Origin of the sequence: Burkholderia aenigmatica, assembly GCF_902499175.1 — a bacterium.
In the GTDB taxonomy this organism is placed as follows: domain Bacteria; phylum Pseudomonadota; class Gammaproteobacteria; order Burkholderiales; family Burkholderiaceae; genus Burkholderia; species Burkholderia aenigmatica.
The window spans coordinates 62,336-86,788 of record NZ_CABVQC010000001.1 but is presented as its reverse complement, the minus strand read 5'-3'; the positions used below and the strand labels follow the sequence as shown (position 1 = coordinate 86,788).

At 65.7% G+C, this 24,453-nt stretch carries 20 protein-coding genes; 15 read left to right on the top strand and 5 right to left on the bottom strand.

Going from position 1 to position 24,453, the window contains the following annotated elements:
* Positions 1 to 20: 20 nt before the first annotated feature.
* Entirely contained in the window at positions 21 to 209 is a 189-nt protein-coding gene (locus BDO18943_RS00395; protein ID WP_043184320.1) for a hypothetical protein, read from the bottom strand.
* A gap of 314 nt (positions 210 to 523) precedes the next feature.
* Between BDO18943_RS00395 and BDO18943_RS00390 the strand changes: the two genes are divergently transcribed.
* The 9 genes from BDO18943_RS00390 (at position 524) to BDO18943_RS00350 (ending at position 7,948) form a co-directional block, all read left to right on the top strand.
* Positions 524 to 739: a DUF3820 family protein gene (locus BDO18943_RS00390; protein ID WP_043184321.1), complete on the top strand. Its 216-nt coding sequence runs from the start codon at positions 524 to 526 to the stop codon at positions 737 to 739.
* Between the two features lie 361 nt (positions 740 to 1,100).
* The gene (locus BDO18943_RS00385; RefSeq protein WP_089452688.1) at positions 1,101 to 1,610 is read left to right on the top strand and encodes a DUF1269 domain-containing protein; all 510 of its coding nucleotides are present in this window, start codon (positions 1,101 to 1,103) and stop codon (positions 1,608 to 1,610) included.
* Positions 1,611 to 2,024: 414 nt separating this feature from the next.
* On the top strand, positions 2,025 to 2,540 hold the full coding sequence (locus tag BDO18943_RS00380; protein WP_175020721.1) for a hypothetical protein: 516 nt from the start codon (positions 2,025 to 2,027) through the stop codon (positions 2,538 to 2,540).
* Positions 2,541 to 2,891: 351 nt separating this feature from the next.
* Positions 2,892 to 4,043 carry a cytochrome c oxidase subunit II gene (locus tag BDO18943_RS00375; RefSeq protein WP_175020720.1) on the top strand — a complete coding sequence of 384 codons (1,152 nt, stop codon included), beginning with the start codon at positions 2,892 to 2,894 and terminating at the stop codon, positions 4,041 to 4,043.
* 13 nt (positions 4,044 to 4,056) lie between these two features.
* On the top strand, positions 4,057 to 5,817 hold the full coding sequence (gene ctaD / locus BDO18943_RS00370) for a cytochrome c oxidase subunit I (RefSeq protein ID WP_175020719.1): 1,761 nt from the start codon (positions 4,057 to 4,059) through the stop codon (positions 5,815 to 5,817).
* Positions 5,814 to 6,425 (top strand): cytochrome c oxidase subunit 3, encoded by a 612-nt coding sequence (locus tag BDO18943_RS00365; RefSeq protein WP_175020718.1) that lies wholly within the window; start codon positions 5,814 to 5,816, stop codon positions 6,423 to 6,425. The genes ctaD and BDO18943_RS00365 overlap by 4 nt, the downstream gene beginning before the upstream one ends.
* Complete coding sequence (locus BDO18943_RS00360) at positions 6,422 to 7,141, top strand: heme-copper oxidase subunit III family protein (RefSeq protein ID WP_175020717.1); 720 nt, start codon at positions 6,422 to 6,424, stop codon at positions 7,139 to 7,141. The genes BDO18943_RS00365 and BDO18943_RS00360 overlap by 4 nt, the downstream gene beginning before the upstream one ends.
* A 7-nt stretch (positions 7,142 to 7,148) precedes the next feature.
* Positions 7,149 to 7,490 carry a cytochrome C oxidase subunit IV family protein gene (locus tag BDO18943_RS00355; protein ID WP_043184330.1) on the top strand — a complete coding sequence of 114 codons (342 nt, stop codon included), beginning with the start codon at positions 7,149 to 7,151 and terminating at the stop codon, positions 7,488 to 7,490.
* Positions 7,491 to 7,627: 137 nt separating this feature from the next.
* On the top strand, positions 7,628 to 7,948 hold the full coding sequence (locus BDO18943_RS00350) for a high-potential iron-sulfur protein (RefSeq protein WP_175020716.1): 321 nt from the start codon (positions 7,628 to 7,630) through the stop codon (positions 7,946 to 7,948).
* A gap of 203 nt (positions 7,949 to 8,151) precedes the next feature.
* Here the strand turns inward: BDO18943_RS00350 and BDO18943_RS00345 are convergent, their stop codons facing one another.
* The 3 genes from BDO18943_RS00345 to BDO18943_RS00335 form a co-directional block, all read right to left on the bottom strand.
* Positions 8,152 to 9,402 carry an MFS transporter gene (locus BDO18943_RS00345; protein WP_175020715.1) on the bottom strand — a complete coding sequence of 417 codons (1,251 nt, stop codon included), beginning with the start codon at positions 9,400 to 9,402 and terminating at the stop codon, positions 8,152 to 8,154.
* Positions 9,403 to 9,509: 107 nt separating this feature from the next.
* Complete coding sequence (locus BDO18943_RS00340; RefSeq protein WP_175020714.1) at positions 9,510 to 10,490, bottom strand: AraC family transcriptional regulator; 981 nt, start codon at positions 10,488 to 10,490, stop codon at positions 9,510 to 9,512.
* A complete protein-coding gene (locus BDO18943_RS00335) occupies positions 10,457 to 11,299 on the bottom strand; it encodes an alpha/beta fold hydrolase (protein ID WP_175020713.1) in 843 nt (280 codons plus the stop codon). Before BDO18943_RS00335 ends, BDO18943_RS00340 begins: the two co-directional genes overlap by 34 nt.
* A gap of 357 nt (positions 11,300 to 11,656) precedes the next feature.
* Here BDO18943_RS00335 and uvrA point away from each other — a divergent pair, with 357 nt between their 5' ends.
* From uvrA to BDO18943_RS00305, 6 genes are all read left to right on the top strand, one after another.
* Positions 11,657 to 17,560 (top strand): excinuclease ABC subunit UvrA, encoded by a 5,904-nt coding sequence (gene uvrA / locus BDO18943_RS00330; protein WP_175020712.1) that lies wholly within the window; start codon positions 11,657 to 11,659, stop codon positions 17,558 to 17,560.
* 325 nt (positions 17,561 to 17,885) lie between these two features.
* Entirely contained in the window at positions 17,886 to 18,173 is a 288-nt protein-coding gene (locus tag BDO18943_RS00325; protein WP_175020711.1) for a DUF1330 domain-containing protein, read from the top strand.
* A gap of 439 nt (positions 18,174 to 18,612) precedes the next feature.
* Positions 18,613 to 19,128 carry a GlcG/HbpS family heme-binding protein gene (locus tag BDO18943_RS00320; RefSeq protein ID WP_235995718.1) on the top strand — a complete coding sequence of 172 codons (516 nt, stop codon included), beginning with the start codon at positions 18,613 to 18,615 and terminating at the stop codon, positions 19,126 to 19,128.
* Between the two features lie 478 nt (positions 19,129 to 19,606).
* Complete coding sequence (locus BDO18943_RS00315) at positions 19,607 to 20,197, top strand: sugar dehydrogenase complex small subunit (protein ID WP_051889988.1); 591 nt, start codon at positions 19,607 to 19,609, stop codon at positions 20,195 to 20,197.
* 5 nt (positions 20,198 to 20,202) lie between these two features.
* A complete protein-coding gene (locus tag BDO18943_RS00310) occupies positions 20,203 to 21,855 on the top strand; it encodes a GMC family oxidoreductase (RefSeq protein ID WP_175020710.1) in 1,653 nt (550 codons plus the stop codon).
* 4 nt (positions 21,856 to 21,859) lie between these two features.
* Positions 21,860 to 23,365, top strand: coding sequence for a cytochrome c (locus BDO18943_RS00305; RefSeq protein ID WP_175020709.1), 1,506 nt, complete (start codon positions 21,860 to 21,862; stop codon positions 23,363 to 23,365).
* A 143-nt stretch (positions 23,366 to 23,508) separates the two neighbouring features.
* Here the strand turns inward: BDO18943_RS00305 and BDO18943_RS00300 are convergent, their stop codons facing one another.
* Entirely contained in the window at positions 23,509 to 24,243 is a 735-nt protein-coding gene (locus BDO18943_RS00300) for an ABC transporter substrate-binding protein (protein ID WP_175020708.1), read from the bottom strand.
* Between the last annotated feature and the right edge of the window lie 210 nt (positions 24,244 to 24,453).

Genomic DNA, 24,453 nt, shown 5'->3' with positions numbered 1-24,453 from the left:
GCCCGGCAGCGGGCGCCATCTCAGTGTTTGAGCACGCAGACGGCCACGATTTCGTATCCGGGGTCGGCATGCACGTGCGCTGCCTTTTCCGCTTCCTCGTACGAAAGAAACGACGTGGCATCTTCAACCGCCGGTGCCATGCCGATATCGCCATCCTCGGCGGTGCACAGGAATTGCTCGCCGGTCTTCACGACGTAGACGGACAACATGATTCCCTCCATCGTTTGCAGGGGGGAATTCCAGTCTAGCAGGCCAGAAACGGGGCACAGGCGGTTTGCAGCGTCCTTTCCTCGAGGTCGTTGAAGGCGGTATTGCCGCCTCGAAGGTCCACGCGTCAATCCGGCCGACTCATCCGTATCCGCCGGTGCTCGATCCGGCGGGTAATCGGCCGCCGCCGGCCGGAGGTGAGCGATTGCCGTCAACCCGGCGCTGCGTCACGAAGCCGTCTCCCGCGAAGGGCCGAAATCCCGACCTTCAATCGCTCGGCATGCGACACGAGCGGAAAGCCGTGCACAATACCCGCATGCAAAATCCAGACCTCGAACACCTCGTCACCGTCACCATGCCCTTCGGAAAATACAAGGGACGACTCATTGCTGACCTGCCCGGGCCTTACCTCAACTGGCTGGCCCGCGAAGGGTTCCCGCGCGGTGAGATCGGCCGGCAGCTCGCGCTGATGCACGAGATCGATCACAACGGCCTGCGCGACTTGTTGGAGCCGTTGCGCAAGCGCGGATAGCGTCAATCAGGGGCGAATGACCCAGCGTGCCACGCGGGCCCCGCATCGATCGACGGCGATCGGCGCCAACCGCTCCTATCCAGCCCCTGCCACGTGGGTTGAGCGACCGCATCGGGCCGCGGTGATCGGACGTTCGGCACAGCCCGAGCGCATGGCGGTGTCTGTCGTTCGGCAAGAAAGGCCATGCTTGACGTTGCTCGTGGTGCCTGCCTTGCAACAGATCGCCAGACCGTATCGTGCGTGCGGTGCAACAGGTCATGCGTCGCGCATGCGGCGTCGGTACTGACCCGCAAGCACCTAGCGCGTCGCCAATGCTGACATAAAATGAAAAGAGTCGTTGATGGCAAAAAGGGGTGCCAACATGAGACGCCTTTATTTCCTCGTACCCGATACGCCGATGGCGAAGGCAATCGTTGATGACTTGCTGCGCGCGCGCATCATCTGGCGTCATATCCACGTTCTCGCGAATCACAGCGTCACACTCGATCAGTTACCCGAAGCATCGTTGCTGCAGAGCAGCGATGTCGTGCATGCGCTGGAGCGCGGCGTCGCATTCGGCGGTGCGACGGGCGCGCTGATCGGCCTCGTCGCGTTGGTGTTCCCCCCTGCGGAGCTCGTGATCGCGGGCGGCGCCGTCGTCGCATTGACGGTGATGGGGGCGGGCTTCGGCGCGTGGACGGCCGCGATGATCGGCATTGCCGAGCCGAACGCGCGACTCGAGCGATTTCGTGAAGCGATCAAGGAAGGCCAGATCCTGATCATGGCCGACGTACCGCCATTGCGAGAGCAGGAAATCGAGCAGATGGTCGCTCAGCATTTTCCGACGGCCGACCTGGAGGGTGGCGAGCCTACGACACCGATCTTCCCCTGAAACGCGAATACCGGCACGCACGACGCCCGAGCGCGTCGACGCACACCGCCGGGCGCGCTATCGCATTGCCGCGACCCAGGGCGACAGGCTCTTGCGTCTCGACGCGAGCGGCTCGGGCGTTGCTGCATGGCGCGCGCAGGCAGCGACGTGGCGGGCTGCGTGCGTCACGGCGTATCAGCGTCGTTCCTGACCGGTGAACCAACAGAACAACACCGCGCGCCCACCGCCTGCCGACACGCCGATGCCGAACGTGGTGCGGCGTGTCGCGGTGCGAGGCACCGCGCAGGGCTTCTGACCCTTGCGTCAGGACTCCTGTCTTCCATGACGAAGTGCGCAAGGAACGTGCCGTTGACCTGCGCGCGTGGTGCCTTCTGAACATGATTGCTGAAGTGGAACCGTCAGCAAGGAGGTCGTATGGAACTGCACATTCAATCACACCATTGGGAGCGGCGTACACCCGACTGGCTTTGCGCTGCCGTGGCCGGTCTTGCGGGCGGTGCGCTGGTGATCGCGCTGGAATTCTTCTGGTCGACCCTCGTGATCGGTGAAAGCCCGTGGCAACCGACCCACAAGATCGCGGCGATGGTGATGGGCCGCAGCGCGCTCGGTCAGATGTCGCAATTCAACCTCGAAATCGTCGCGCTGGCGCTGTTTCTGCACTACGTGCTCGGCGCGATCATGGGGATGATCCTCGCCGCGATCATGGCGCCGTTCCGCTTCGATTCGAGCGTGGGCATGGAGGCGGTCATCGGGCTGGCGTTCGGGCTCGTCGCGTATGGGTGGAACTTCTACGTGATGACGGCCGTGTTCCCGTGGTTCGTCTCGGAACGCGGTTCCGGACCGTTGCTGGCCAACCTGCTGTTCGGCGTGGTGGCGGCTGTCACCTACGGCATGCTGGAACGGCGACGCAGGCAGAACGCGGTGGACTGACGCGGCGTTTTGTTCCCGATGCGCCGACTCTGAATAACCGGTGCCCATCAAGCGATGGCCGCCTCGGCAACTGACGCCGGAGGTGGCCGTTTCGCATGGCATTGCCGCACGTGAAGCAACCACTCGAAACCGTCATTCTCGCGGCTCGTACCGGGGCGCGCTTCGCGCTTCCACTGTCTTGCGCGATAGGGAGGAGCGAACTACCTTTTCTTTAGAGCCGCCTGCAACGCCAGACGAATCGGTCCTGGCAGACTGCCGCCAAAATAACAATACGAAAGACGGCAAGGCGGCACGTTGACGCCTGGAGCGCGCGTTCGCGGCTCCGGCGGGTGACACGCAGCGAGGCGGCCTATGGCCCTTGCGATTGCCCTGGTCCTGATCATCCTGTTGGCGGTGGGGTTTCACTTTGCCAGTCCGTGGTGGATCACGCCGATCGCGTCGAACTGGGTGCGCATGGACGACATGCTGACGATCACGCTCGTCATCACCGGTGCATTCTTCATCGCCATCAACCTGTTCATCGTGGTCGCACTGGTGCGCTATCGCCACCGCAGCGGGCATCGCGCGGCCTACGAACCGCATAACCGGAAGCTGGAATGGTGGCTGATCGGCCTGACCGCCGTCGGCGTGGCGGCGTTGCTGGCACCGGGGCTGTTCGTCTACGCGGACTACATCCGGCCGCCGCGCAACGTGCTGCAAATGGAAGTGCTCGGCCAGCAATGGCAATGGCGCTTCCGCTTCGCCGGCCCCGGCGGCAAGCTGGGCACGACGGACGTGCGCTACATCAGCAACGACAACCCGTTCGGCCTGAACCCCGCCGACCCCAACGGCCGTGACAACTACCTGATCGAGACGCCCGAAGTGCACCTGCCGCTCAACCGGCCGATCCAGGTCCTGACGCGGTCGCGCGACGTGCTGCACGACTTCTACGTTCCGCCGTTCCGCGCGCGCATGAACATGGTGCCGGGCATGGTGACGACCTTCTGGTTCACGCCGACCAAGGCAGGGCGCTACGACATCCTGTGCGCGCAGCTCTGCGGGATCGGGCACTCCAGCATGCGCGGCGTGGTGGTGGTGGAAGACGAAGCCGCGTTCTCGCGCTGGCTGGCGCAGCAGACCACGTTCGCGCAGCAGCAGCTGGCCCACGTGCAGGCCGCACCCGCGGCTGCCGGTGGCAGCGCGCAGGCGCTTGTCAACCTGGGCAAGACGCTCGCGGCGGGCAAGGGCTGCGTCGCCTGTCATACCGTGGACGGCAGCCCGCTCGTCGGTCCGACCTGGAAGGGCCTGTACGGCAAGACCGAAACGATGGCCGACGGCAGCACCGCGACGGTGGACGAAGCCTATCTGCGCGCGTTCATCCGCAATCCGACGGCCCGCGTCGTGAAGGGCTTCTCGCCGATCATGCCGCACTTCGACCTGAGCGAGCAGGAACTGACCGCGCTGGTGGCCTATATCAAGGCGCAAGGCGGGACGCCGCCCGCCAGTACCGCGGCCCAGCCGTAGCGGAGCAGATGCCATGACCTATGCGCACACCGACCACGTCCCGCACAGCTTCTGGACCCGCTATGTGTGGAGCCAGGACCACAAGGTGATCGCCGTGCAGTACGCGCTGACGGCCATCGCGATCGGCCTGGTCGGCCTCGTCTTGTCGGACCTGATGCGGTTGCAGCTCGGCTTTCCGGGCAAGTTCGCGTTCATCGACGCGAACCACTACTACCAGTTCGTCACCATGCACGGGATGATCATGGTGATCTACCTGCTGACGGCGCTGTTCCTGGGCGGTTTCGGCAATTACCTGATCCCGCTGATGCTGGGCGCGCGCGACATGGTGTTCCCGTTTCTCAACATGCTGAGCTACTGGGTCTACCTGCTGGCCGTGCTGGTGCTGGTGGCGAGCTTCTTCGTGCCGGGCGGGCCGACCGGTGCGGGCTGGACGCTGTATCCGCCGCAGGCGATCCTGCCGGGCACGCCGGGCGTGGAATGGGGCATCGTGCTGATGCTCGTGTCGCTGGCGATCTTCATCGTCGCGGCCACGATGGGCGGCCTGAACTACGTGACCACCACGCTGCAGGCACGCACGCGCGGCATGACGCTGATGCGCATGCCGCTCACGGTGTGGGGCATCTTCATCGCGACCATCATGGCGCTGCTGGCGTTTCCGGCGCTGTTCGTGTCGGCGGTGATGATGCTGTTCGACCGGACGCTCGGCACCAGTTTCTTCATCCCGGCCGTGGTGTCGATGGGGCAGACGCTCAAGCATGCCGGCGGCAGCCCGCTGCTGTTCCAGCACCTGTTCTGGTTCTTCGGGCATCCGGAGGTCTACATCGTCGCGCTGCCGGCCTTCGGCATCGCGTCGGATCTCATCAGCACGCACGCGCGCAAGAGCATCTTCGGCTACCGGATGATGGTGTGGGCCATCGTCATCATCGGCGCGCTGAGCTTCGTGGTCTGGGCGCACCACATGTTCATCGCCGGCATGAATCCGTACTTCGGCTTCTTCTTCGCCACCACCACGCTCATCATCGCCGTCCCGACCGCCCTCAAGGTCTACAACTGGGTGCTGACGCTGTGGCGCGGCGATATCCACCTGACCGTGCCGATGCTGTTCGCGATCGGCTTCATCAGCACCTTCGTGCTGGGCGGGCTGACCGGGCTCTACCTCGGCAACGTGAGCGTGGACATCCCGCTGTCGAACACGTATTTCGTGGTCGCGCACTTCCATATGGTGATGGCCGTGTCGCCGATCCTGGTGGTGTTCGGCGGCCTCTACCACTGGTACCCGAAGGTGACCGGCCGCATGCTCGACGACACGCTCGGGCGCGCGCATTTCTGGATCACCTTCGTCGGCACCTATGCGATCTACTTCCCGATGCACTATCTCGGCATCCTCGGCATGCCGCGGCGGTATTACGCGTATCAGGGCTACAGCTTCATTCCGCATTCGGCGCAGACGCTCAACACGTTCATCACGATCGTCGCGCTGATCGTCGCGGCGGCGCAGTTGCTGTTCCTGTTCAACCTGGCGTGGAGCCTCGTGCGCGGCCGGCGTGCCGACGGCAACCCGTGGCGGGCCACCACGCTCGAATGGCAGACACCGCAAACGCCGCCCGTACACGGCAACTGGGGCGCGGCGCTTCCCATCGTCTATCGCTGGGCATACGAATACAGTCCGCCGGGGCAGGAGGAAGACTTCGTGCCGCAGAACCAGCCGCCGGCGACCGCGCCTGAACCTGAAGCGGCCCGCCCGACGCTGCACCCCGGCGAGGCACACGAATGACCACGCTGCCGCGCCCCTTCGTTCCCGATGCGCCACCCGGCTTGCCGAATGCGGGCCGCACGGGGCTGGCCGTCTTCATGGCGGTGGCCACGACGTTGTTTTCGCTGCTGCTGCTCGCCTATGCGATGCGCATGCGCGAATCCGACTGGCAGCCGATCCCGCATCCGGCGCTGCTGTGGTGGAACACCGGCGCGCTGGCGCTGGCCAGCATCGCGATGCAGCGTGCCCGGCGGATAGGCCTGTTCCGCACGGTGTGGCTGCTAACCGGCGGCGTGCTGGCGGCCGTGTTCGTGATCGGGCAACTGACTGCGTGGCACATGTTGGCGGCGGCCGGGGAGACCGTCACCGTCAATCCGTCCAACAGCTTCCTCTACCTGCTCACCGGCCTGCACGGGGTGCATGTGCTGGGCGGGCTGGTGGCGTGGGGTGTGACGATGGCGCAGCTCCGGCGCGCGGACCCGTTCCGGGTCCAACGGGCCATCGCGCTGTGCGCGCTCTACTGGCATTTCCTGCTCGCCGTCTGGCTCGTGCTGCTGGCGGCGATGTGGTGGCTGACCCCCGGGATCGTCGCCGCGATCTGCGGGCCGCTGTATGGAGCCGCGCCATGACCGCGCCCACGGTTCATACCGAATCCGCGGCCGAATCGCCTGCGGCCCCGTCCGCCGACGCGCGGCCCGACGGCTGGCGCGGCATCGTCACGGACTGGTCGTCCGACCGCGAAGCCTTCCGGGTGCCGTGGGGCAAGGCGATGATGTGGATTTTCCTGCTGTCGGACACCTTCATCTTCAGCAGCTTCCTGATCGGCTACATGACGGTGCGCATGTCGACCACGGCCCCGTGGCCCGATACCGCGAAGGTGTTCGGGCTCAGCGTGGGCGGCGTGGAAGTGCCGTTGCTGCTGATTGCGATCATGACGTTCACGCTGATCAGCAGCAGCGGCACCATGGCGATGGCCGTCAACTTCGGCTACCGGCGCAACGCGCGACCCGCCGCCGCGCTGTTGCTGGCGACCGCGCTGCTGGGCGCGACCTTCCTGTCGCTGCAGGCGTTCGAATGGAGCAACCTGATCTTCCGTGAAGGGATCCGCCCGTGGGGCAACCCGCTCGGCGCGGCGCAGTTCGGTGCGTGCTTCTTCACGATCACCGGGTTCCACGGCTTTCACGTGACCTGCGGCGTGATCTACCTGCTGCTGATCGCACGCAAGATCCTGCAGCCGGGGTTTACCGAACACGGCAACTTCCAGATCGTCGAGATTGCCGGCCTGTACTGGCACTTCGTCGACCTGGTGTGGGTGTTCATCTTCGCGCTGTTCTATTTGTGGTGAGGCAGCCATGGAGCACACCGATCCCGCCGATCGACCCGACGCCGCGCACGGCCAGCAGCATCCGATCGGCCTCTACCTGAAGATCTGGGGCCTGCTGTTCGTGCTGAGCACGTTCTCGTACCTGGTCGACTACTTCAACGTGCAGGGCCTGATGCGCTGGGTGCTGATCGTCGTGCTGATGATCGCCAAGGCCGGGCTGATCGTGTCGATCTTCATGCACATGATGTGGGAACGGCTGGCGCTGGTGTACGCGATCCTGATCCCGCCGCTGTGCCTGCTGGTGCTCATGGTGCTGATGGCGGCCGAAGCGCATCACACGTTCGGGATGCGGGAGTTGTTCTTTCGCTGATGGCTTCGCTGGCCGCGCGTTGGCCGACGGGCGCCTCGCATCGCGATGGGCACGGTACATGCGCCATCGGTGGACGCAGTTTCGGAGCGGACGGCGTCCCCGGACATCCGTTCATGCAAACCTGAAGGGAGGACCCCATGAAATTTTCACGCCGACGCTTTATTGCAGTGACCACCGTTCTCGCCTCCGCGCTCGCCGTTGGACGCCGCGCGGCGGCGGCGGATGCCGGTGCCGGTATCGTGCAGGAAACCGATGCAAATGCCCAGGCGCTCGGCTACAAGGCAGATGCCAGCCGGGTCGACCATGCGAAGTACCCGAAATTCCAGGCGGGCGAAGCCTGTGCGAACTGCCAGTTCTTCCAGGGCAAGGCCGGCGCCACGACGGGGCCGTGCGCGATTTTCGGCGGCAAGCAGGTCAATGCGAAAGGCTGGTGCAACACGTATACGAAAAAGGCGTAGCGAAGGAGGGATGGCCTGATTCCACTTGCATGCAGGATGGTTTGCCGGATTTCTTTCAGGGGCGTGAGACTGTCCATGATTCGTCGTCGACATTCTCTGTCTCCCGAGATCGCTTTCACTCAGGAACACTGCCAAACGGCAATTTCGATCACAGTGCGCATTAGCGAGTGACTTGCGTGCGCGCGTCGCTCCTTCAGGTCGCGTCACCGCAAAGGCTGGCACTTCCTCGCATTCCGCGTATCGGTGCTGCCGCCGGCAGCCGATGCGCCGCGTTCCTTCAACGATGCCCGAAACGTCCAGGCGAAAGCGAGACCGAGCAGACCGGAGATGCAGTACCAGGGTAGTGCAGGGGCGGGCACGATGTCGGAGACGAAACCGAACATCGCGGGAACGGACGCAATCGCAATCTGGTTGATGGCCATCGCCGCACCGAGCACTTCACCGACTTGCCCATCCTCTGCGCTGTCCGACAGCCAGACTACCCAGGGTCCGTACCAGCCGAAACAGCACACGCCGATCAGCGCCGAGAACGCGCCGACGACCCAAGGTGCCGAATGCGCTGGAAGCGAAGCCGCGGTGATCAGCGCAACGGGCGTCACGCCGAGGCACAGCGTGACGAGCCGGCGCTTGCCGTCGGCGACGCGATCGCTGATGGCCGACAGCGCGATCCGGCCTACCGAGCCGCTCAACTGCACGATGAACAGCACCCACGCGGCATCGGTCGGCGAATAACCGAAACGACGCTGCGCGAAGATCGCCCAGAAAATCGAGATCGCGGTTTGCGCGCCGACGAGCACTGCGCCGACGACGGAGATTCGCCGGAATCCGGCGTCGCGGAGATGGGTCATCAGGCCACGCCGGGCCGGCGCGGATGCACGCTGGGCGTGGCGGGGCGAATTTCGGAAAACGGCGCCGTACACGATCGCGGATGCCGCGAGCACGGCGCTCGCGCCGAGCATCGCGCGCGCCCAGTCCGTGTGGATGAGCAGTGCGGGGAAGAGCGCCGCCGCCAGTGCGCCGCCAAGCGGTAGCGCAGCCTGCCTGACACCCATCGCGAGCCCGCGCTCGCCGGGCGGAAACCAGTGATAGATCGCCCGGCTGCCGCCCGGCTGAACCGGGCTGTAGCCGACGCCGATCATCAGCATGCCGGCGACGAGCCCCCCGTAGCCGGAGGACAGCGCAACGAGCGTCATCGCGACGCTCAATATCGCCAGGCCGAGGACGACGGGCCAGCGCTCTCCGTATTGATCCAGCATGCGCCCGACGAGGGCGAGGCCGAGAATGGGGGCGACGTTCGAGAATGTTGCGAGGCCGCCGATCTGGCCGAGCGAAAGTCCGAACGTCTTCTGCGCGAACGTGCCCCACACACCGATTCCCTGACTCGCGAGCGCCGCGGTCAGTTGCGTCAGTGTCGATACGCCAAGCACGTACCACCGATAATCTGCTGACTTCAACCGGACAACTCCGTTCGAGGTTCATGCGAATTCCGGCTGACGCGGGCTCGCGAGGCGGTCGAGCCGCGAGCGTCAGCATTCAGAGCGTAAGGGGGAGCGTCGATGCGTTATGTCGTCGACGGGCCAGGACTGTCGATTTCCTGCCACGCGGCCGCGCCACGGCGCCGCAGATGCCGCGGCGACAGGCCGAAGGCCTTGCGCATCGAGTAGGCGAAATGAGGGGCCGAAGCGAAGCCCACGGTGTTCTGGATGTCGACTACCGGCAAGGTGGTCGAGAAGAGCAGGCGCTTCGCTTCGACGAGGCGTGTATCGAGTACGTACTGGCCGATCGAGCGCCCCTGTTCGGCCTGGAACCATCTCGACAGCGTCCGTCCGGATGTGCCGAACTGACGCGCGAGCGTCGTGCAGGACAGATCGCCGTCGAGGTGCTCGCCGATGTAAATCCTGACCTCGCGCACGATGTCCGCCGGCTCGCGCGAGCGCGACGGCAGGACGGACGTCATGATGCGACCGGCCTCCTGCAGAATGAGCAGGTCGAGTTCGTACGGCCCGAGAAGCGGGCCGGATTTTCGCGCGAGATGCGCACGCATGCGCAGCAAGTCGGAGAGGAGCAGCGAAGCTCCCCATTTCTCCGAATGTTGTATGGGCGAGCGCAGATCCGCATTGACCCGCGGCATCAGGCTGTCGATGTTCAGGTAGTAGCAGAGATGGCGCTGTGCGGGCGTTGCGGATACGTGATGGATGTGCCGTTCGGGAACGAACCAGAGACTCCCGCTCGCCAGCACCTCGCCGCGCGCCTGGCGTGGCGATGACACCGAGAAGATGCCGTCGAGCGGGACAAACAGCATGTCGCAAGGATGGGCATGCGGGCCATTCGAATAGTGCCCCTGATTGTCGCAGACGACGTCAAAATCGATGTTCATTGCAACGCTTCGGTCAAAAGGAACCTGTGAAGTGTAGGACGAAAGCGGGAAAGGGGAATTGCACCAGGATCCACGAAACTTCGGATACGGGCCGCAACGGGAAATTCGAAGTATGGAAATCGGAATCTTCGTCAGCGTATCGCATCCACCGCGATTGCTGGACATGACAGTGATCCGATGAAATCCACGATCGTGGCCGTGACCTCCCGAGGCCGCTCGAGGCTCGGCAAATGGGCGGTACCGGTTATGGGGTGGAAGATGCCGCCAGATAGGGTATTCGCGACGTAACGACTGCGCTCCTGAATGCCGGGAAGGTCAAGATCACCGCACATCACCAAGGTCGGGACGGAAATTTCCGCCAGGCGCCCATATGCAATCGGAGCATCCGCGTTCATGCCCGCCGGGGGCAAACCGAGAGCGACAGCGTTCATCTCGTCAAACAGCTCGCGAGCCTCACCTGTCACGCGCCCTTCGTGCTGAAGCGGGCCGTCAAGCCAGAGACTCGCGCGTATTGCAATGGCTTCGTCAATATGGCCGCTGGCCTCAGCGTCGGCTAAACGGGCGATCAAATCGTCAACCTGCGCCGCATGGATGAGTTTTGGCGCGCCGGTCACACTCGGCGCAACCAGAACAAGCGCGCGAACACGTGACGGATATCGAAGCGCTGCGTCGAGTGCTATTCCGCCTCCTTGCGAGCAGGCCACCAGTATTGCAGGAGAGCCGTCTGTCGCCGACTGGATCACGGCGATCAGATCCTCGACGGAAGAATGAGCCTCTGCTTCAGCAGCTGTTTCTCCAAAGCCTCGCCGATCGTAGGCAACGGCCTGGAGATTCGCGCCGATTTCGCGCATCTGGTGGTCCCACATCCGGCGGTCCGCGACGCGTGCGTGCAGAAACACAATCGGGGCGCCGCGACCGACGACTTCGGTCGCCAGTGCAGCGCGACCGGACTTGACGTGAAAGCTGTTCGTCATGCGCTATCCAATATCCGGGAATGGACGTGACCGCCGCAGCGCGGGTGTTTCGTTTCCGTCGTCAAACGGGTCCAGCCAGGGAGGGCGGACCGCGAGCGCATCGAGCATGCGCGACGTCCAAACCGGGTTCCGGCTTGAGCGAACCGCGTGCCAGGCGAAGTAAATCACGACAGCCAGCCGCCTGCCCATGACGCCCCCAGGGTCGTCATGGAAAACTGTATGAATATACAGTATAGTGTCCGTCGAAATCGAGCCGCACGGGTACAACGTTGCGGCACGTGCGCCGCGCCTGCGGGCATCCGCCGCAGCGTTCCGGCACCGTGAACTCTGGCTAACTCATTCAGACGGGCAGGCAAATTGTCATCCAGCAATCTGATCCGCATTCGCGGAGCACGTCAGCACAACCTCAAGAATCTCGACCTCGACCTGCGCACCGGCGAGATGACGGTCGTCACCGGCCCGTCGGGCTCCGGCAAGTCGAGTCTCGTGTTCGACACGCTGTACGCGGAAGGCCAGCGACGCTACGTCGAGACGTTCAGCGCGTACGCGCGGCAGTTCCTCGACCGGATGGACCGCCCGCAGGTCGAGCGCGTCGACGGCGTACCGCCCGCGATCGCGATCGACCAGACCAATCCGGTGCGCAGTTCGCGCTCGACCGTCGGCACGATGACCGAGCTGAACGATCACCTGAAGCTGCTGTATGCACGCGCGGCCGAGCTGTTCGATCGCCAGACCGCGCGGCAGGTGCGGCACGACACGCCGGAGACGATCTACGCGGAGCTCGTCGCGCGCACGCAGGCGGACGATCCGCGCGTCGTCGTCACGTTCCCGGTCGAATTGCCTGAAACGGTGTCCGACGAAGAAATCGCGCAGTGGTTGTCCGCGAGCGGCTATACGCGCGTGCAGGCGCGGCGCGAGGTCGCGTCGCCCACCGGGCTGCGCAAGGTGCTCGACGTGGTGGCCGACCGCTTCCGCGTGCAGAACACCGACAAGGTGCGCGTCGTCGAGGCGATCGAGGCGTCGCTGAAACGCGGCGGCGGTCGCGTGAACGTGTACGTGCTCGCGGCGGAGCCGGAGCCGGCGGATGGCGCGGCCGCCGAGCCGCAGGTGTGGCGTTTCTCCACCGGGCTTCACGATCCCGACAGCGACCTGCGCTACGCGGAGCCGCAGGCGGCGCTGTTCTCGTTCAATTCGGCGTACGGCGCGTGTGAAACCTGCCGCGGCTTCGGCCGCGTGATCGGCGTCGATCTCGGCCTCGTGATCCCCGACGCGCGCAAGACGCTGCGCGGCGGCGCGATCAAGCCGATGCAGACACCGGCCTGGAAGGAGTGCCAGGACGACCTGATGCGCTACGCGGCGAAAGCCGGCATCCCGCGCGACACGCCGTGGGCCGAGTTGTCGGACGCCGAGCGCGACTGGGTCGTCAACGGTTCGCCGGACTGGAACGGCAAGTGGCAGAGCCAGTGGTACGGCGTGAAGCGCTTCTTCGGCTATCTCGAGTCGAAGGCGTACAAGATGCATATCCGCGTGCTGCTGTCGAAATACCGCAGCTACACGCCGTGTGACGTGTGCGGCGGCGCGCGCCTGAAGACGGAATCGTTGCAATGGCGGCTCGGCTCGAAAGAGAACGCCGACGGCGTGCTCGCGCCGGCCGGCCGCTTCATGCCGCGCGGCGTCGACTGGAGCCGCGCGCAGCTCGAAGCGCTGCCGGGCCTGACCGTGCACGACCTGATGCTGCTGCCGATCGAGCGCATTCGCCGCTTCTTCGATGACATAAGCTTGCCGAGCGCGCTGCTCGACGATGCGTTGAAGCTGCTGCTCGCCGAGGTGCGCACGCGCCTGAAATACCTGTGCGACGTGGGGCTCGGCTACCTGACGCTCGACCGGCAGAGCCGCACGCTGTCGGGCGGCGAGGTGCAGCGGATCAACCTGACGACGGCGCTCGGCACGTCGCTCACGAAAACCCTGTTCGTGCTCGACGAACCGAGCATCGGGCTGCATCCGCGCGATCTCACACGGATCGTCGAGGCGATGCAGCGGCTGCGCGACGCGGGCAATACGCTGGTCGTGGTCGAACACGATCCGTCGGTGATGCTTGCGGCCGACCGGCTGATCGACATGGGGCCCGGCCCGGGCGAGCGTGGCGGCACGATCGTCTACGACGGCACGCCGGGCGACATCCGGTCGGCGCACACGCTGACGGGCGAGTATCTCGGCGGCCGCAAGCATGTCGCGCACGCATCGAACTGGGCGCGCCGGGTGGTCGACGCGAACACGCCGCGCATCGTGCTCGAAGGCGCGAGCGAACACAACCTGCGCGACGTGACGGTCGAGATCCCGCTGCAACGGCTCGTCTGCGTGACGGGTGTGTCGGGGTCCGGCAAGTCCACGCTGCTGCAGGACGTGCTCTATCCGGCGATGGCGCGGCATCACGGCAAGGCGACCGAGTCGCCGGGCGCGTTCCGCAGCCTCACGGGCGCCGACCAGGTGGGCGATGTCGTGTTCGTCGACCAGTCGCCGATCGGCAAGACCACGCGTTCGAACCCGGCGAGCTACGTCGGCGCGTTCGACGAGATCCGCAAGCTGTTCGCGAAGGCGCCGCTCGCGCTGCAACGCGGCTACGGCGCCGGCACGTTCAGCTTCAACTCGGGCGACGGCCGTTGCCCGACCTGCGGCGGCTCGGGCTTCGAGCACATCGAGATGCAGTTCCTGAGCGACGTCTACCTGCGCTGCCCGGACTGCGACGGCAGCCGCTACCGCGCCGAGATTCTCGAAGTGCGCATCGAGCGCAACGGCCGCGCGCTGAGCATCGCCGACGTGCTGGATCTCACCGTCAGCGAAGCGGCCGCGTTCTTCGCGACCGACGCCGAGGTGCTGCGCGTGCTGCAGCCGATCGTCGACGTCGGCCTCGAATACGTGAAGCTCGGCCAGCCGGTGCCGACACTGTCGGGCGGCGAAGCGCAGCGCCTGAAACTGGCCGGCTTCCTCGCCGAATCGGCGGCGGCCGTCAACGGGCGCCGGGTCGTCACGGAAGAGGCGCGCATCGCGCGGGCGAAGCTGTTCATGTTCGACGAGCCGACCACCGGGCTCCACTTCGACGACATCGCGAAGCTGATGCAGGCGTTCGGCAAGCTGCTCGCGGCCGGCCATTCGCTGATCGTGATCGAGCACAACCTCGACGTGATCCGCGCGGCCGACTGGCTGATCGATCTCGGCCCGGAGGGCGGCGACGGCGGCGGTCTCGTGCTGTGCGCGGGCACGCCCGATGACGTGAAAGCCTGCGCCGCATCGCATACCGGCGTGGCGCTGCTGCAGTACGACCGCGCGATGGACGCCGAGCTGGCGCTCGCCGACGAAGGCAAGCCGTTGCAGGCCGTGCTGAACGCGGCGCGCGAGCGGCGTGCGATCGAAGGCGAGGACGTCGTGCGGATCGTCAACGCGCGCGAGCACAATCTGAAGGCGCTCGACGTCGACATCCCGCACGGCAAGTTCAACGTGATCACCGGCGTGTCGGGTTCCGGCAAGTCGACGCTCGCGTTCGACATCCTGTTCCACGAAGGCCAGCGCCGTTACCTCGAATCGCTGAACGCATATGCGCGCTCGATCGTGCAGCCGGCCGGCCGGCCGGAAGTCGACGCGGTGTACGGCATTCCGCCGACCGTCGCGATCGAGCAGCGGCTGTCGCGCGGCGGGCGCAAGAGTACGGTCGCGACCACGTCCGAGGTCTGGCACTTCCTGCGGCTGCTGTACGTGAAGCTCGGCCTGCAGCATTGCATCCACGACGGCACGCCGGTTACGTCGCAATCGGTCGAATCGATCGCTGCGCAGTTGCTGCGCGACCATCGCGACGAGCACGTCGGGCTGCTCGCGCCGCTCGTCGTCAACCGCAAGGGCGTGTATACGGATCTCGCGAAGTGGGCGAAGGCGCGCGGCAGCACGCATCTGCGGGTCGACGGCGAGTTCGTGCCGGTCGATCCGTGGCCGAAGCTCGACCGCTTCCGCGAGCACACGATCGAGCTGCCGGTGGCCGATATCGTCGTGTCGCCCGATAACGAAGCCGAATTGCGCCGCGTGCTCGACGAGACGCTCGAGCTCGGCAAGGGCGTGATGCATCTGCTGGCGCCGCTCGACGGGTTGCACGATGCGATGCAGAACGATCATTCGACCGCGCGCGTCGGCACGGTCAAGGTGCTGTCGGTCAAGCGCGCGTGCCCGGTGTGCGGCACGAGCTACCCGGAGCTGGACCCGCGGATGTTCTCGTACAACAGCAAGCATGGCTGGTGCACGACCTGCGTCGGCACCGGCGTCACGCTCACGCGCGAACAGCGCGCCGCGTACGACGACACGGTGCTCGCCGAGGACGGCCGCGGCCGCGAGCAGACGCTGCCGTCCGACGAGCAGGAACCGGAAGGCGTCGGCAACGAGCCGTGCCCGGATTGCAACGGCACGCGGCTGAATCCGTCCGCGCGCGCGGTCACGTTCGACGCGCATCCGATCGTCGAGGTCGCGCAATGGACGGTGTCCGACACGCGTCGCTGGATCGACGGGCTGGAATTGACAGGCCGCGACGCGCAGATCGCGCGTGACATCGTCAGCGAGATCGGCAGCCGCCTCGCGTTTCTGGAGGAAGTCGGGCTCGGCTACCTGAGCCTCGATCGCGCGGCGCCGAGCCTGTCGGGCGGCGAAGCGCAGCGCATCCGGCTCGCCGCGCAGCTTGGCAGCAACCTGCAAGGTGTCTGCTACGTGCTCGACGAACCGACGATCGGCCTGCATCCGCGCGACAACCAGATCCTGCTGGACGCGTTGCGCAAGCTCGGCGACAAGGGCAATACGCTCGTCGTCGTCGAGCATGACGAGGACACGATCCGCCGCGCCGATCACATCATCGACGTCGGGCCGGGCGCGGGCAAGCGTGGCGGCACGCTGGTCGCGCAGGGCGCGGTCGCGGATCTGGCCGCGCAGTCCGATTCGGTAACCGGGCGCCTGCTCGCGCAGCCGATGACGCACCCGCTGCAGCCGCGCCGCAGCGTGAGTTTGCCAGGCAAGAAGGGCGGCGCCGCGGTGCCGGACGCGTGGCTGACCGTGCATGGCGCACGGCTGCATAACCTGCGCGACGTCACGGTGGGCATTCCGCTCGCGCGGCTCGTCGCGGTCACGGGCGTGAGCGGCTCGGGCAAGTCGACGCTCGCGCGCGACGTGCTGATGACGAACCTGCTCGACGCGGTCGGCCGCTCGGTGCTGTCGTCGCCGGCCACGCGGCGCGCACGCAAGGCCGTGCAGCAGGACGCGCCGGCCACCAACCGTCGTTCGAGCGTGCTGGCGCGCAGCGCACCGCGGCCGTCGCTGAACGTCACGCACGCATGGCAGGGCTGCGAGTCGCTGAGCGGCTGGGAGCAGATCGATCGCGTGCTGGAAGTCGACCAGACGCCGATCGGCAAGACGCCGCGCTCGTGCCCGGCCACCTATATCGGCGTGTGGGACACGATCCGCAAGCTGTTTGCCGATACGCTGGAAGCACGGGCGCGCGGCTACACGGCGTCGCGTTTCTCGTTCAACACCGGCGACGGGCGCTGCCCCACATGCGAAGGGCAAGGCGTGCGCACGATCGGCATGAGCTTCCTGCCCGACGTGAAGGTGCCGTGCGACGTGTGTCACGGGCAGCGCTTCAACCCGGAGACGCTCGCCGTCACGTGGCGCGGCCGGAACATCGGCGACGTGCTGACGATGGAGATCGACGAGGCGGTGGAGTTCTTCGCACCGATCTCGAACATCGCGCATCCGCTGCAACTGATGAAGGATGTCGGCCTCGGCTACCTGACGCTCGGCCAGCCGTCGCCGACGTTGTCGGGCGGCGAGGCGCAACGCATCAAGCTCGTCACCGAGCTGACGAAGGTGCGCGACGACATCACGCGGCGCGGCCAGAAGGCGCCGCACACGCTGTACGTGCTCGACGAACCGACGGTCGGCCTGCACATGGCGGACGTCGCGAAGCTGATCCGTGTGCTGCACCGGCTCGTCGATGCGGGGCACAGCGTCGTCGTGATCGAGCACGATCTCGACGTGATCGCGGAAGCCGACTGGATCATCGATCTCGGGCCGGAAGGCGGGGTGGGCGGCGGCACGATCGTCGCGGCGGCGCCGCCGGAAGCGCTCGTGCAGGTGAGCGCCAGCCATACCGGACAGGCGCTCAAGCCCGTGCTGGCGCGGACGGGTTCGGATGAGGGAGAAGCCGAGCGCGAGGGAGAAGCGCGGGTAGGGTGAGCGTGATGCTTCGTATCGACGGCTCCGGAGACGGGCGATGGTTTCTCTCAGCCGACTGGCAAGTGGCTGAGGACGCGCCGCGATCCGGCCCAAGCACCCCTCTCTTTGAGGGGTGTTTTTTTGGGGGGGCAACTGTCGACGCGAGATGCAGCCGCCGCGCCATGCGCCCGACCAAGTAAGGCATCCATTGTTAATCCGGCTCGAATACTGAGTTGGGTGCAAGGGGGATACGAGAAAGCGCACCGCATCGTTAGGATGAATGTCGTTGGCCGACGGACGTCTCCGGATCGTCCAGTCATTCTCTAACCGCATCAGGAGTGCAATCTTGGCGACCTATATCGTCTTCACGCATGAAAGCACGCAGGACCAACACGAACTCGACATCTACCAGAGCAAGGTCGGCGCGACGCTGGCCGGCCACCCGGTGAAGGTGCTGGCCGCGTATGGCCCGCAGGAAACGCTCGAGGGCGACGGCCCGGAGGGCGTGGTGATCGTCGAGTTTCCGTCCAGGGACGCCGCGCGCGCGTGGTACGACAGCCCGGAATACCAGAGCGCTGTGCAGCATCGCTTCAAGGGCGCACGCTTTCGGGCCGTGCTGGTCGAAGGTGCCTGACCGGGCCGGCGGGGGCTGCTCGCCGACCGCTATTACAACCACGCCATCGACGAAACCGTATCCGTGCATGCGATTGCGTCGTCGCCGTCCTCAATGAAATGCCAGGCATGGCAACAGGATGTCGAAAGTCTGGCTGACCATCGGTAGCGCCCTCGGTCTCGGGCGCACCGTCATTGGCTGTCGGATAGTATTCGGGTCTGTAGCAATCAAAACACGTTGCTGCACCCGTTCCTGCCGTTTCTCAGGATCCATCTCCACCGTGGCAGTCTTGCGCGGCCAGCGTCACATTCCAACCTCGATCACGGGCCTGCGTCATCACCTGAGTAATCAGCTGCCATTCCCGAATGGGGAGGCCTTGCGGTGACCATGCTGACGAGGCATGACGTTTGTGACACAAGCAAGATCAACCATTCGCCGAGCCTTTCTGGAACCCTCTCTCATGCTTTCGAAGAAATCCCGTATCTTCATCGTGGCCAGCGCCATTTTCACGGCCCATGCAGCCGCACAATCTCCCGCGCCGGCACCGATTCCCGAACAACTGCCGTATGACATCCCGTACGGTCCGCCCATTACGCTGGCACAGGCGCGCACGGCGATGGCGGCCGCCGAAGCAGAGGCCCGACACCGCAACTGGAAATACGCGATCGCCGTCGTCGACAGCGGCGGGAATCTGGTCTCGTGCGACAAAATGGATGGGACGCAACTCGCATCCACCGATATTGCGGAAGCCAAGGCGCGGGCATCGGTGCGTTTCCGCAGGCAGACCAAGGACATGCAGAACGCGATCAACAACGGCGGCGCGACCGGCAACCTCAGCATCCCGGGCATTCTCGCGGGGGAGGGCGGTATTCCGATCGTGGTTGGCGGGCAACTGATCGGTGCGATCGGGACCAGCGGTGGCGCGGGTGTGCAGGATAGCGTGATCGCGGCCGCGGGTGCGGCGGCAGTCCGGTAAATCGCCGCACTACGGGCCGGCAGTGATATAAGCCGATTATTCTTTCAAAATAATAATAAAAGCCTGACGTTTTAATTTCATTCAGTCTTGCGCGTATCCGAGGCCGACTGCGGCCCGATGGATTCGCCCCGCGTCAGACGGGATTGACGGTTCGACTCGGTCGCGAAAATACGCGATTCGATCGATATCGCTACACTTCCCCCTTCGCGATGAAAATTTGAACCGGTTGCTGGATGCAAAAATGGAACCGGTTCCATTCCCTGGCCGGATTATGCATAATCCGGCCAGATAAAAATTCGCATTGCATGGCATGTGCAATACTTGGTTCAGCCGGTCATGGTCGTTTGCCGGTGCTGTCGGACGGGTTACGCACTGCCGGTGGGGGAGGCATTCCGTTGTTTCGCGCGGAGCGACTCCCGTCGCCGATCATTTGCAAGAAAGCCTGCGAGCAACCTCTCGCCAAAAAGACGAAAACGACATGGCCCCTAACGATCATGACACGCGCGTCATCGCGCGCGCCGGCATTACCCGGCGAGCAGCCCTGAAAGTGATGGCGGCAGCACTGACGCAAGTCGGGCTGCTCACCGCCGCGCCCGGATACGCATTCGCGCAGCAGCCGTCGCTCGACGCCAAGACCTTTCTCGCACTGTCGCAAGCACTGACAGGCCACACGAATCTCGACCCGATGACGGCCAGACGCCTCATCGATGCGTTCCACCGCACGGACGCCGGTTTTGCCGCGCGGGCGGCCGCGCTGGCGCAACGCATGCGCGCCGGGCAAACCCCGGCGCAACTGCTGGCCGATGCCGATGGCGCGGGCCTGCACGACACCGCGCTCGCGATCGTCGCCGCGTGGTACACGGGCACCGTCGGTCATGGCCAGAAGGCCGTGATGGTCACGTATGCGGATGCGCTGATGTACGGCACCGTCCACGACGGGATGAGCGCGCCGACCTACTGTTCGAACGGCCCTCTGTGGTGGACCGCCGAACCGCCGCCGGCCGATGTCGCGCCGCCGCGCAAAGCAGTCGCGTCAGCCACTTCACAGCACCCGCAAACGCACGCCTGAATCTCATGAAAACTCCTGTATTTGAATCGAACGGCGACGTGTCGGCCGACGTCGTGATCGTGGGATCCGGCGTGGTGGGCGGCTTGATCGCCGACCAGCTGGTGAGCCAGGGCCACTCGGTGCTGATCCTCGAATCCGGCCTGCGCATCGAGCGTGGGCAGGCGGTCGAGAACTGGCGCAACATGCCGTTCGACAATCGCGTCGGCTCCGACTTCCAGGGGCTCTACCCGCAGGCGCCGAATGCGCCGGCCCCGCTGTATTTTCCGAAGAACAACTACGTCGGCCTGAGCGGCCCGGACGGCCAGAGTTTCCAGCAGGGCTACCTGCGCACGGTCGGCGGCACGACCTGGCACTGGGCCGCGTCGAGCTGGCGGCATCTGCCGGTCGATTTCCGGATGAAGTCGACGTATGGCGTCGGCCGCGACTGGCCGATCGCCTATGAGGAGCTCGAGCCGTACTATTGCCGTGCGGAAGACGAGATGGGCGTTGCCGGGCCGAGCGACCCGGCGATGCAGTCGCCGTCGCAACGCAGCCGCCCGTATCCGATGGACATGGTGCCGTGGGGGCATGGCGACCGGCGCTTCGCCGAAATCGTCAACGCGCACGGCTACCGGTCGATCCCGATTCCGCAGGCGCGCAGCACGCGGCCGTGGCATGGCCGCCCGACCTGCTGCGGCAACAACAACTGCCAGCCGATCTGCCCGATCGGCGCGATGTACAACGGCATCCACCACATCGAGCGCGCGGAGCGCAAGGGTGCGAAGGTGCTCGCCGAATCGGTCGTCTACAAGATCGACACCGATGCGAACAATCGCGTGACGGCCGTGCATTGGTACGACGCGTCGCACAAGTCGCACAAGGCGAGCGGCAAGCGGTTCGTGCTCGCCTGCAACGGCATCGAGACCCCGCGCCTGCTGCTGCTGGCCGCGAACGAGCGCAATCCGCACGGCATCGCGAACGGCTCGGACCAGGTTGGCCGCAACATGATGGATCACTCGGGCTTTCACTGCACGTTCCTCGCGAACGAGCCGATGTGGCTCGGCCGCGGCCCCGCGCAGAGCAGCTGTATCGTCGGTCCGCGCGATGGCGATTTCCGCGGACAGTATTCGGCGAACAAGATGATCCTGAACAACATCTCGCGCGTCGGGCCGGCGACGCAGCAGGCGCTGAAGCTCGGCCTGGTCGGCAAGGCACTCGACGAGGAAATCCGGCGGCGCGCGATCTACGGCGTCGACCTGTCGATCAGCCTCGAACCGCTGCCGGATCCGAACAACCGCCTGACGCTCAGCAAGACGCGCGTCGATCCGCTCGGCCTCGCGTGCCCGGACATCCACTACGACGTCGGCGACTACGTGCGGCGCGGCTACGACGCGGCATGCAAGCAGCTGTCGCACATCGGCAGCCTGTTCGACGCGGTCGAATTCAACATCACGACGACGCTGAACGCGAACAATCACATCATGGGCGGCACCATCATGGGCTCGGATCCGAAGAACTCGGTCGTCGACGGCGACTGCCGCGCGCACGACCATGCGAACCTGTGGCTGCCGGGCGGCGGCGCGATGCCGTCGGCGTCCGTCGTCAACACGACGCTGTCGATGGCGGCCCTTGGCCTGAAGGCCGCGGATTCGATTTCCGCCAGCCTCGCGAAGGGTTGATGCGATGACACATACGATTCAACGACACCGTCGCGCGCGGCGCGGCGCCGGGTATCGCGCGGCCATCGCAGCCGGCCTGTTCGCGCTCGTCGGCAGCGCATCCGTGTTCGCGCAGGATGCGCCGGCCGGCCCGGCTTCGACATCGGCAGACGCCGCGCTGATCGAAAAGGGCCATCAGCTCGCGATCGCGGCGGACTGCATGGCATGCCATACGGCGCTTGACGGCGGCAAGCCGTTCGCGGGCGGATACGGCATCGCGTCGCCGATGGGGCAGATCTATTCGAGCAACATCACGCCGTCGAAAACGGCCGGGATCGGCAACTACACCGAAGCGCAGTTCGCAAGCGCGCTGCGCGAAGGCGTGCGCGCGGATGGCGCGCATCTGTATCCCGCGATGCCCTATACGTCGTACAGCGGCCTCAGCGACGACGACGTGCACGCGCTTTACAGCTACTTCATGCATGCGGTGAAACCGGTCGACGAACCCGCGCCCGCCACGAACCTGCAGTTCCCGTTCGGCATGCGCATGGCGATGGCGGGATGGAACATGCTGTTCCTGACGAACAAGCGTTTCGAAGCCGATCCGGCCCACGACGCGCAGTGGAATCGCGGCGCGTACCTGACCAACGTGCTGGCGCACTGCAGTGCGTGCCACACGCCGCGCAACGTGCTGATGGCCGAAGACTTCGGCCGCAACCTGGGCGGCGCGCAGCTCGGCGCATGGTATGCGCCGAACATCACGTCGGATCCGGTGAGCGGCATCGGCGCGTGGACCGACGCCGAGCTGGTGTCGTACCTGAAGACCGGCCGCGCACCGGGCAAGAACCAGGCGGCCGGGCCGATGGCGGAAGCCGTGCAGAACAGCCTGCAGTATCTGTCGGACGCAGACCTGAAATCGATCGTCTCGTATCTGCGCAGCACGAAGCCGATCCGCGACGACCGCGAGTCGGTGCCGGCATTCGCGCACGGGCAGGCGGTCAACAGCGAAGCGACGTTGCGCGGCGCATCCGCGCTGAATGCGAACGGCACGCTGACGACGGGGGCGGCGCTGTTCAGCGGGTACTGCGCGAGTTGCCACCAGGCCAACGGCAAGGGCAGCCCGAGCCAGGCATATCCGTCGCTGTCGAACAATACCGCCACCGGCTCGCGCAATCCGTCGAACCTGATTGCGGCGATCCTGTACGGCGTCGATCGCGAGGTGGGGGGCGAGCACGTGCTGATGCCGTCTTTCGGTGAGGATTCCTATGTCCAGCCGCTCAAAGACGATCAGATCGCTGCAATCTCGAACTACGTGCTCGCGCAGTACGGCAATCCGGACGTGACCGTCACCGCGGACGACGTTGCCGTCGTGCGCAGCGGCGGCCCGGTTCCATTGCTCGTGCGCGTCCGGCCGCTGATGCTGCCTGGCGCAGTGGTTGTCGTGCTGATCGCGCTGTTGGGCGTCGCATTCTGGTGGCGCCGCCGCCAACGCACGCCGCTGGCCAATCCGCCGCAAGGTAAGGCCGGCTGATTCGGCGAACCGCCGCGTAAGTGCGGCGCGAAAGCAGGCATCGATCCCGTTGCGCAAGCCGACGGGTATCGAGCCTGCTTTCGCGTTTCAGGTCAAAAGCGGGGCGCGCGCAGTCGCGTGCCGCTGCATCACGCGGTATGCCATCACGCTTGCGGCGCGACGGATGCGCCGCTGATGCCATGCCGCCGCAGCGAATCCGCGACGAAGCCCGACGCCTTCATTTCCTCGACGAACGCATTCAGCGCCGCCGCGGCCGCTTCGCCGCGACTCTTCGGCACGCCCATGGCCTGCCGGATCACCATGAACCGCTCGTCGAGCAGGCGCAGGCCGGGCGTCTTCGCCGCGTCGGCCTCGAGTTGCTGCCTCACGCCCGCCGCGACTTCCAGTTGCTGCTCGACGAAGGTCTGCACGACGGCCTGCGACGTCGGCGCACGCACGATCTGCGCGGCCTTCAGTTCGCGCGTGAGGAACAGGTCGTAGGCGCTGCCCTTGCCGACGGTCACGCGGTTGTCGGGTTGGTCGACGTCCGCATTCGTGCGGATCGGCGAAGCGTCGCGTACGAGATAGAACCCCTCGATCAGCACATACGGCGCGGTGAACGCGACCGTTTCGCCGCGCAGCGGATCGACCGCGAAGAATCCGAAATCGGCACGCTCGTCGGTCAGCGCCTGCACCGACTTTCCGGCGGCGTCGAACACCACGAGCTCCAGCTCGGCCGATAGGCGTTCGGCGAACGCGCGCGCGAGGTCGATCGATACGCCGAACGGTTCGCCCGTCGCCGGGTCGCGATTCGCGAGGATCGGGTTGCCGAGATTGATCGACGCGCGCAGCTTGCCGGTCGGCGTGAACGCGGAGAGGACGGAAGGGGCGAGGGACATGGGCGGCTCGTTGCGGTCGTAAGGGCAGGGTTCGGGGCGTGTCGATACGCGACAGTACGCCGGCATCGAGCTTATCACCTGGCTTTCGTCATGGAACAGCGTCGAGCGGCTCAGGCCCGCCTTCGTCGCCAGTTCGGAGCGGCGATACCTCTACCTTCTCCGGACCTCGTTGCCCGAACCGCAAGCGATGAGGTGACAGACAGATAAGGG

Coding starts and splice junctions, on each gene's coding strand:
- BDO18943_RS00395 (WP_043184320.1), bottom strand. CDS start 209: ATGTTGTCCGTCTACGTCGTGAAGACCGGCGAGCAATTCCTGTGCACC.
- BDO18943_RS00390 (WP_043184321.1), top strand. CDS start 524: ATGCAAAATCCAGACCTCGAACACCTCGTCACCGTCACCATGCCCTTC.
- BDO18943_RS00385 (WP_089452688.1), top strand. CDS start 1,101: ATGAGACGCCTTTATTTCCTCGTACCCGATACGCCGATGGCGAAGGCA.
- BDO18943_RS00380 (WP_175020721.1), top strand. CDS start 2,025: ATGGAACTGCACATTCAATCACACCATTGGGAGCGGCGTACACCCGAC.
- BDO18943_RS00375 (WP_175020720.1), top strand. CDS start 2,892: ATGGCCCTTGCGATTGCCCTGGTCCTGATCATCCTGTTGGCGGTGGGG.
- ctaD (WP_175020719.1), top strand. CDS start 4,057: ATGACCTATGCGCACACCGACCACGTCCCGCACAGCTTCTGGACCCGC.
- BDO18943_RS00365 (WP_175020718.1), top strand. CDS start 5,814: ATGACCACGCTGCCGCGCCCCTTCGTTCCCGATGCGCCACCCGGCTTG.
- BDO18943_RS00360 (WP_175020717.1), top strand. CDS start 6,422: ATGACCGCGCCCACGGTTCATACCGAATCCGCGGCCGAATCGCCTGCG.
- BDO18943_RS00355 (WP_043184330.1), top strand. CDS start 7,149: ATGGAGCACACCGATCCCGCCGATCGACCCGACGCCGCGCACGGCCAG.
- BDO18943_RS00350 (WP_175020716.1), top strand. CDS start 7,628: ATGAAATTTTCACGCCGACGCTTTATTGCAGTGACCACCGTTCTCGCC.
- BDO18943_RS00340 (WP_175020714.1), bottom strand. CDS start 10,490: ATGTCCAGCAATCGCGGTGGATGCGATACGCTGACGAAGATTCCGATT.
- BDO18943_RS00335 (WP_175020713.1), bottom strand. CDS start 11,299: ATGACGAACAGCTTTCACGTCAAGTCCGGTCGCGCTGCACTGGCGACC.
- BDO18943_RS00320 (WP_235995718.1), top strand. CDS start 18,613: ATGCTTTCGAAGAAATCCCGTATCTTCATCGTGGCCAGCGCCATTTTC.
- BDO18943_RS00315 (WP_051889988.1), top strand. CDS start 19,607: ATGGCCCCTAACGATCATGACACGCGCGTCATCGCGCGCGCCGGCATT.
- BDO18943_RS00310 (WP_175020710.1), top strand. CDS start 20,203: ATGAAAACTCCTGTATTTGAATCGAACGGCGACGTGTCGGCCGACGTC.
- BDO18943_RS00305 (WP_175020709.1), top strand. CDS start 21,860: ATGACACATACGATTCAACGACACCGTCGCGCGCGGCGCGGCGCCGGG.
- BDO18943_RS00300 (WP_175020708.1), bottom strand. CDS start 24,243: ATGTCCCTCGCCCCTTCCGTCCTCTCCGCGTTCACGCCGACCGGCAAG.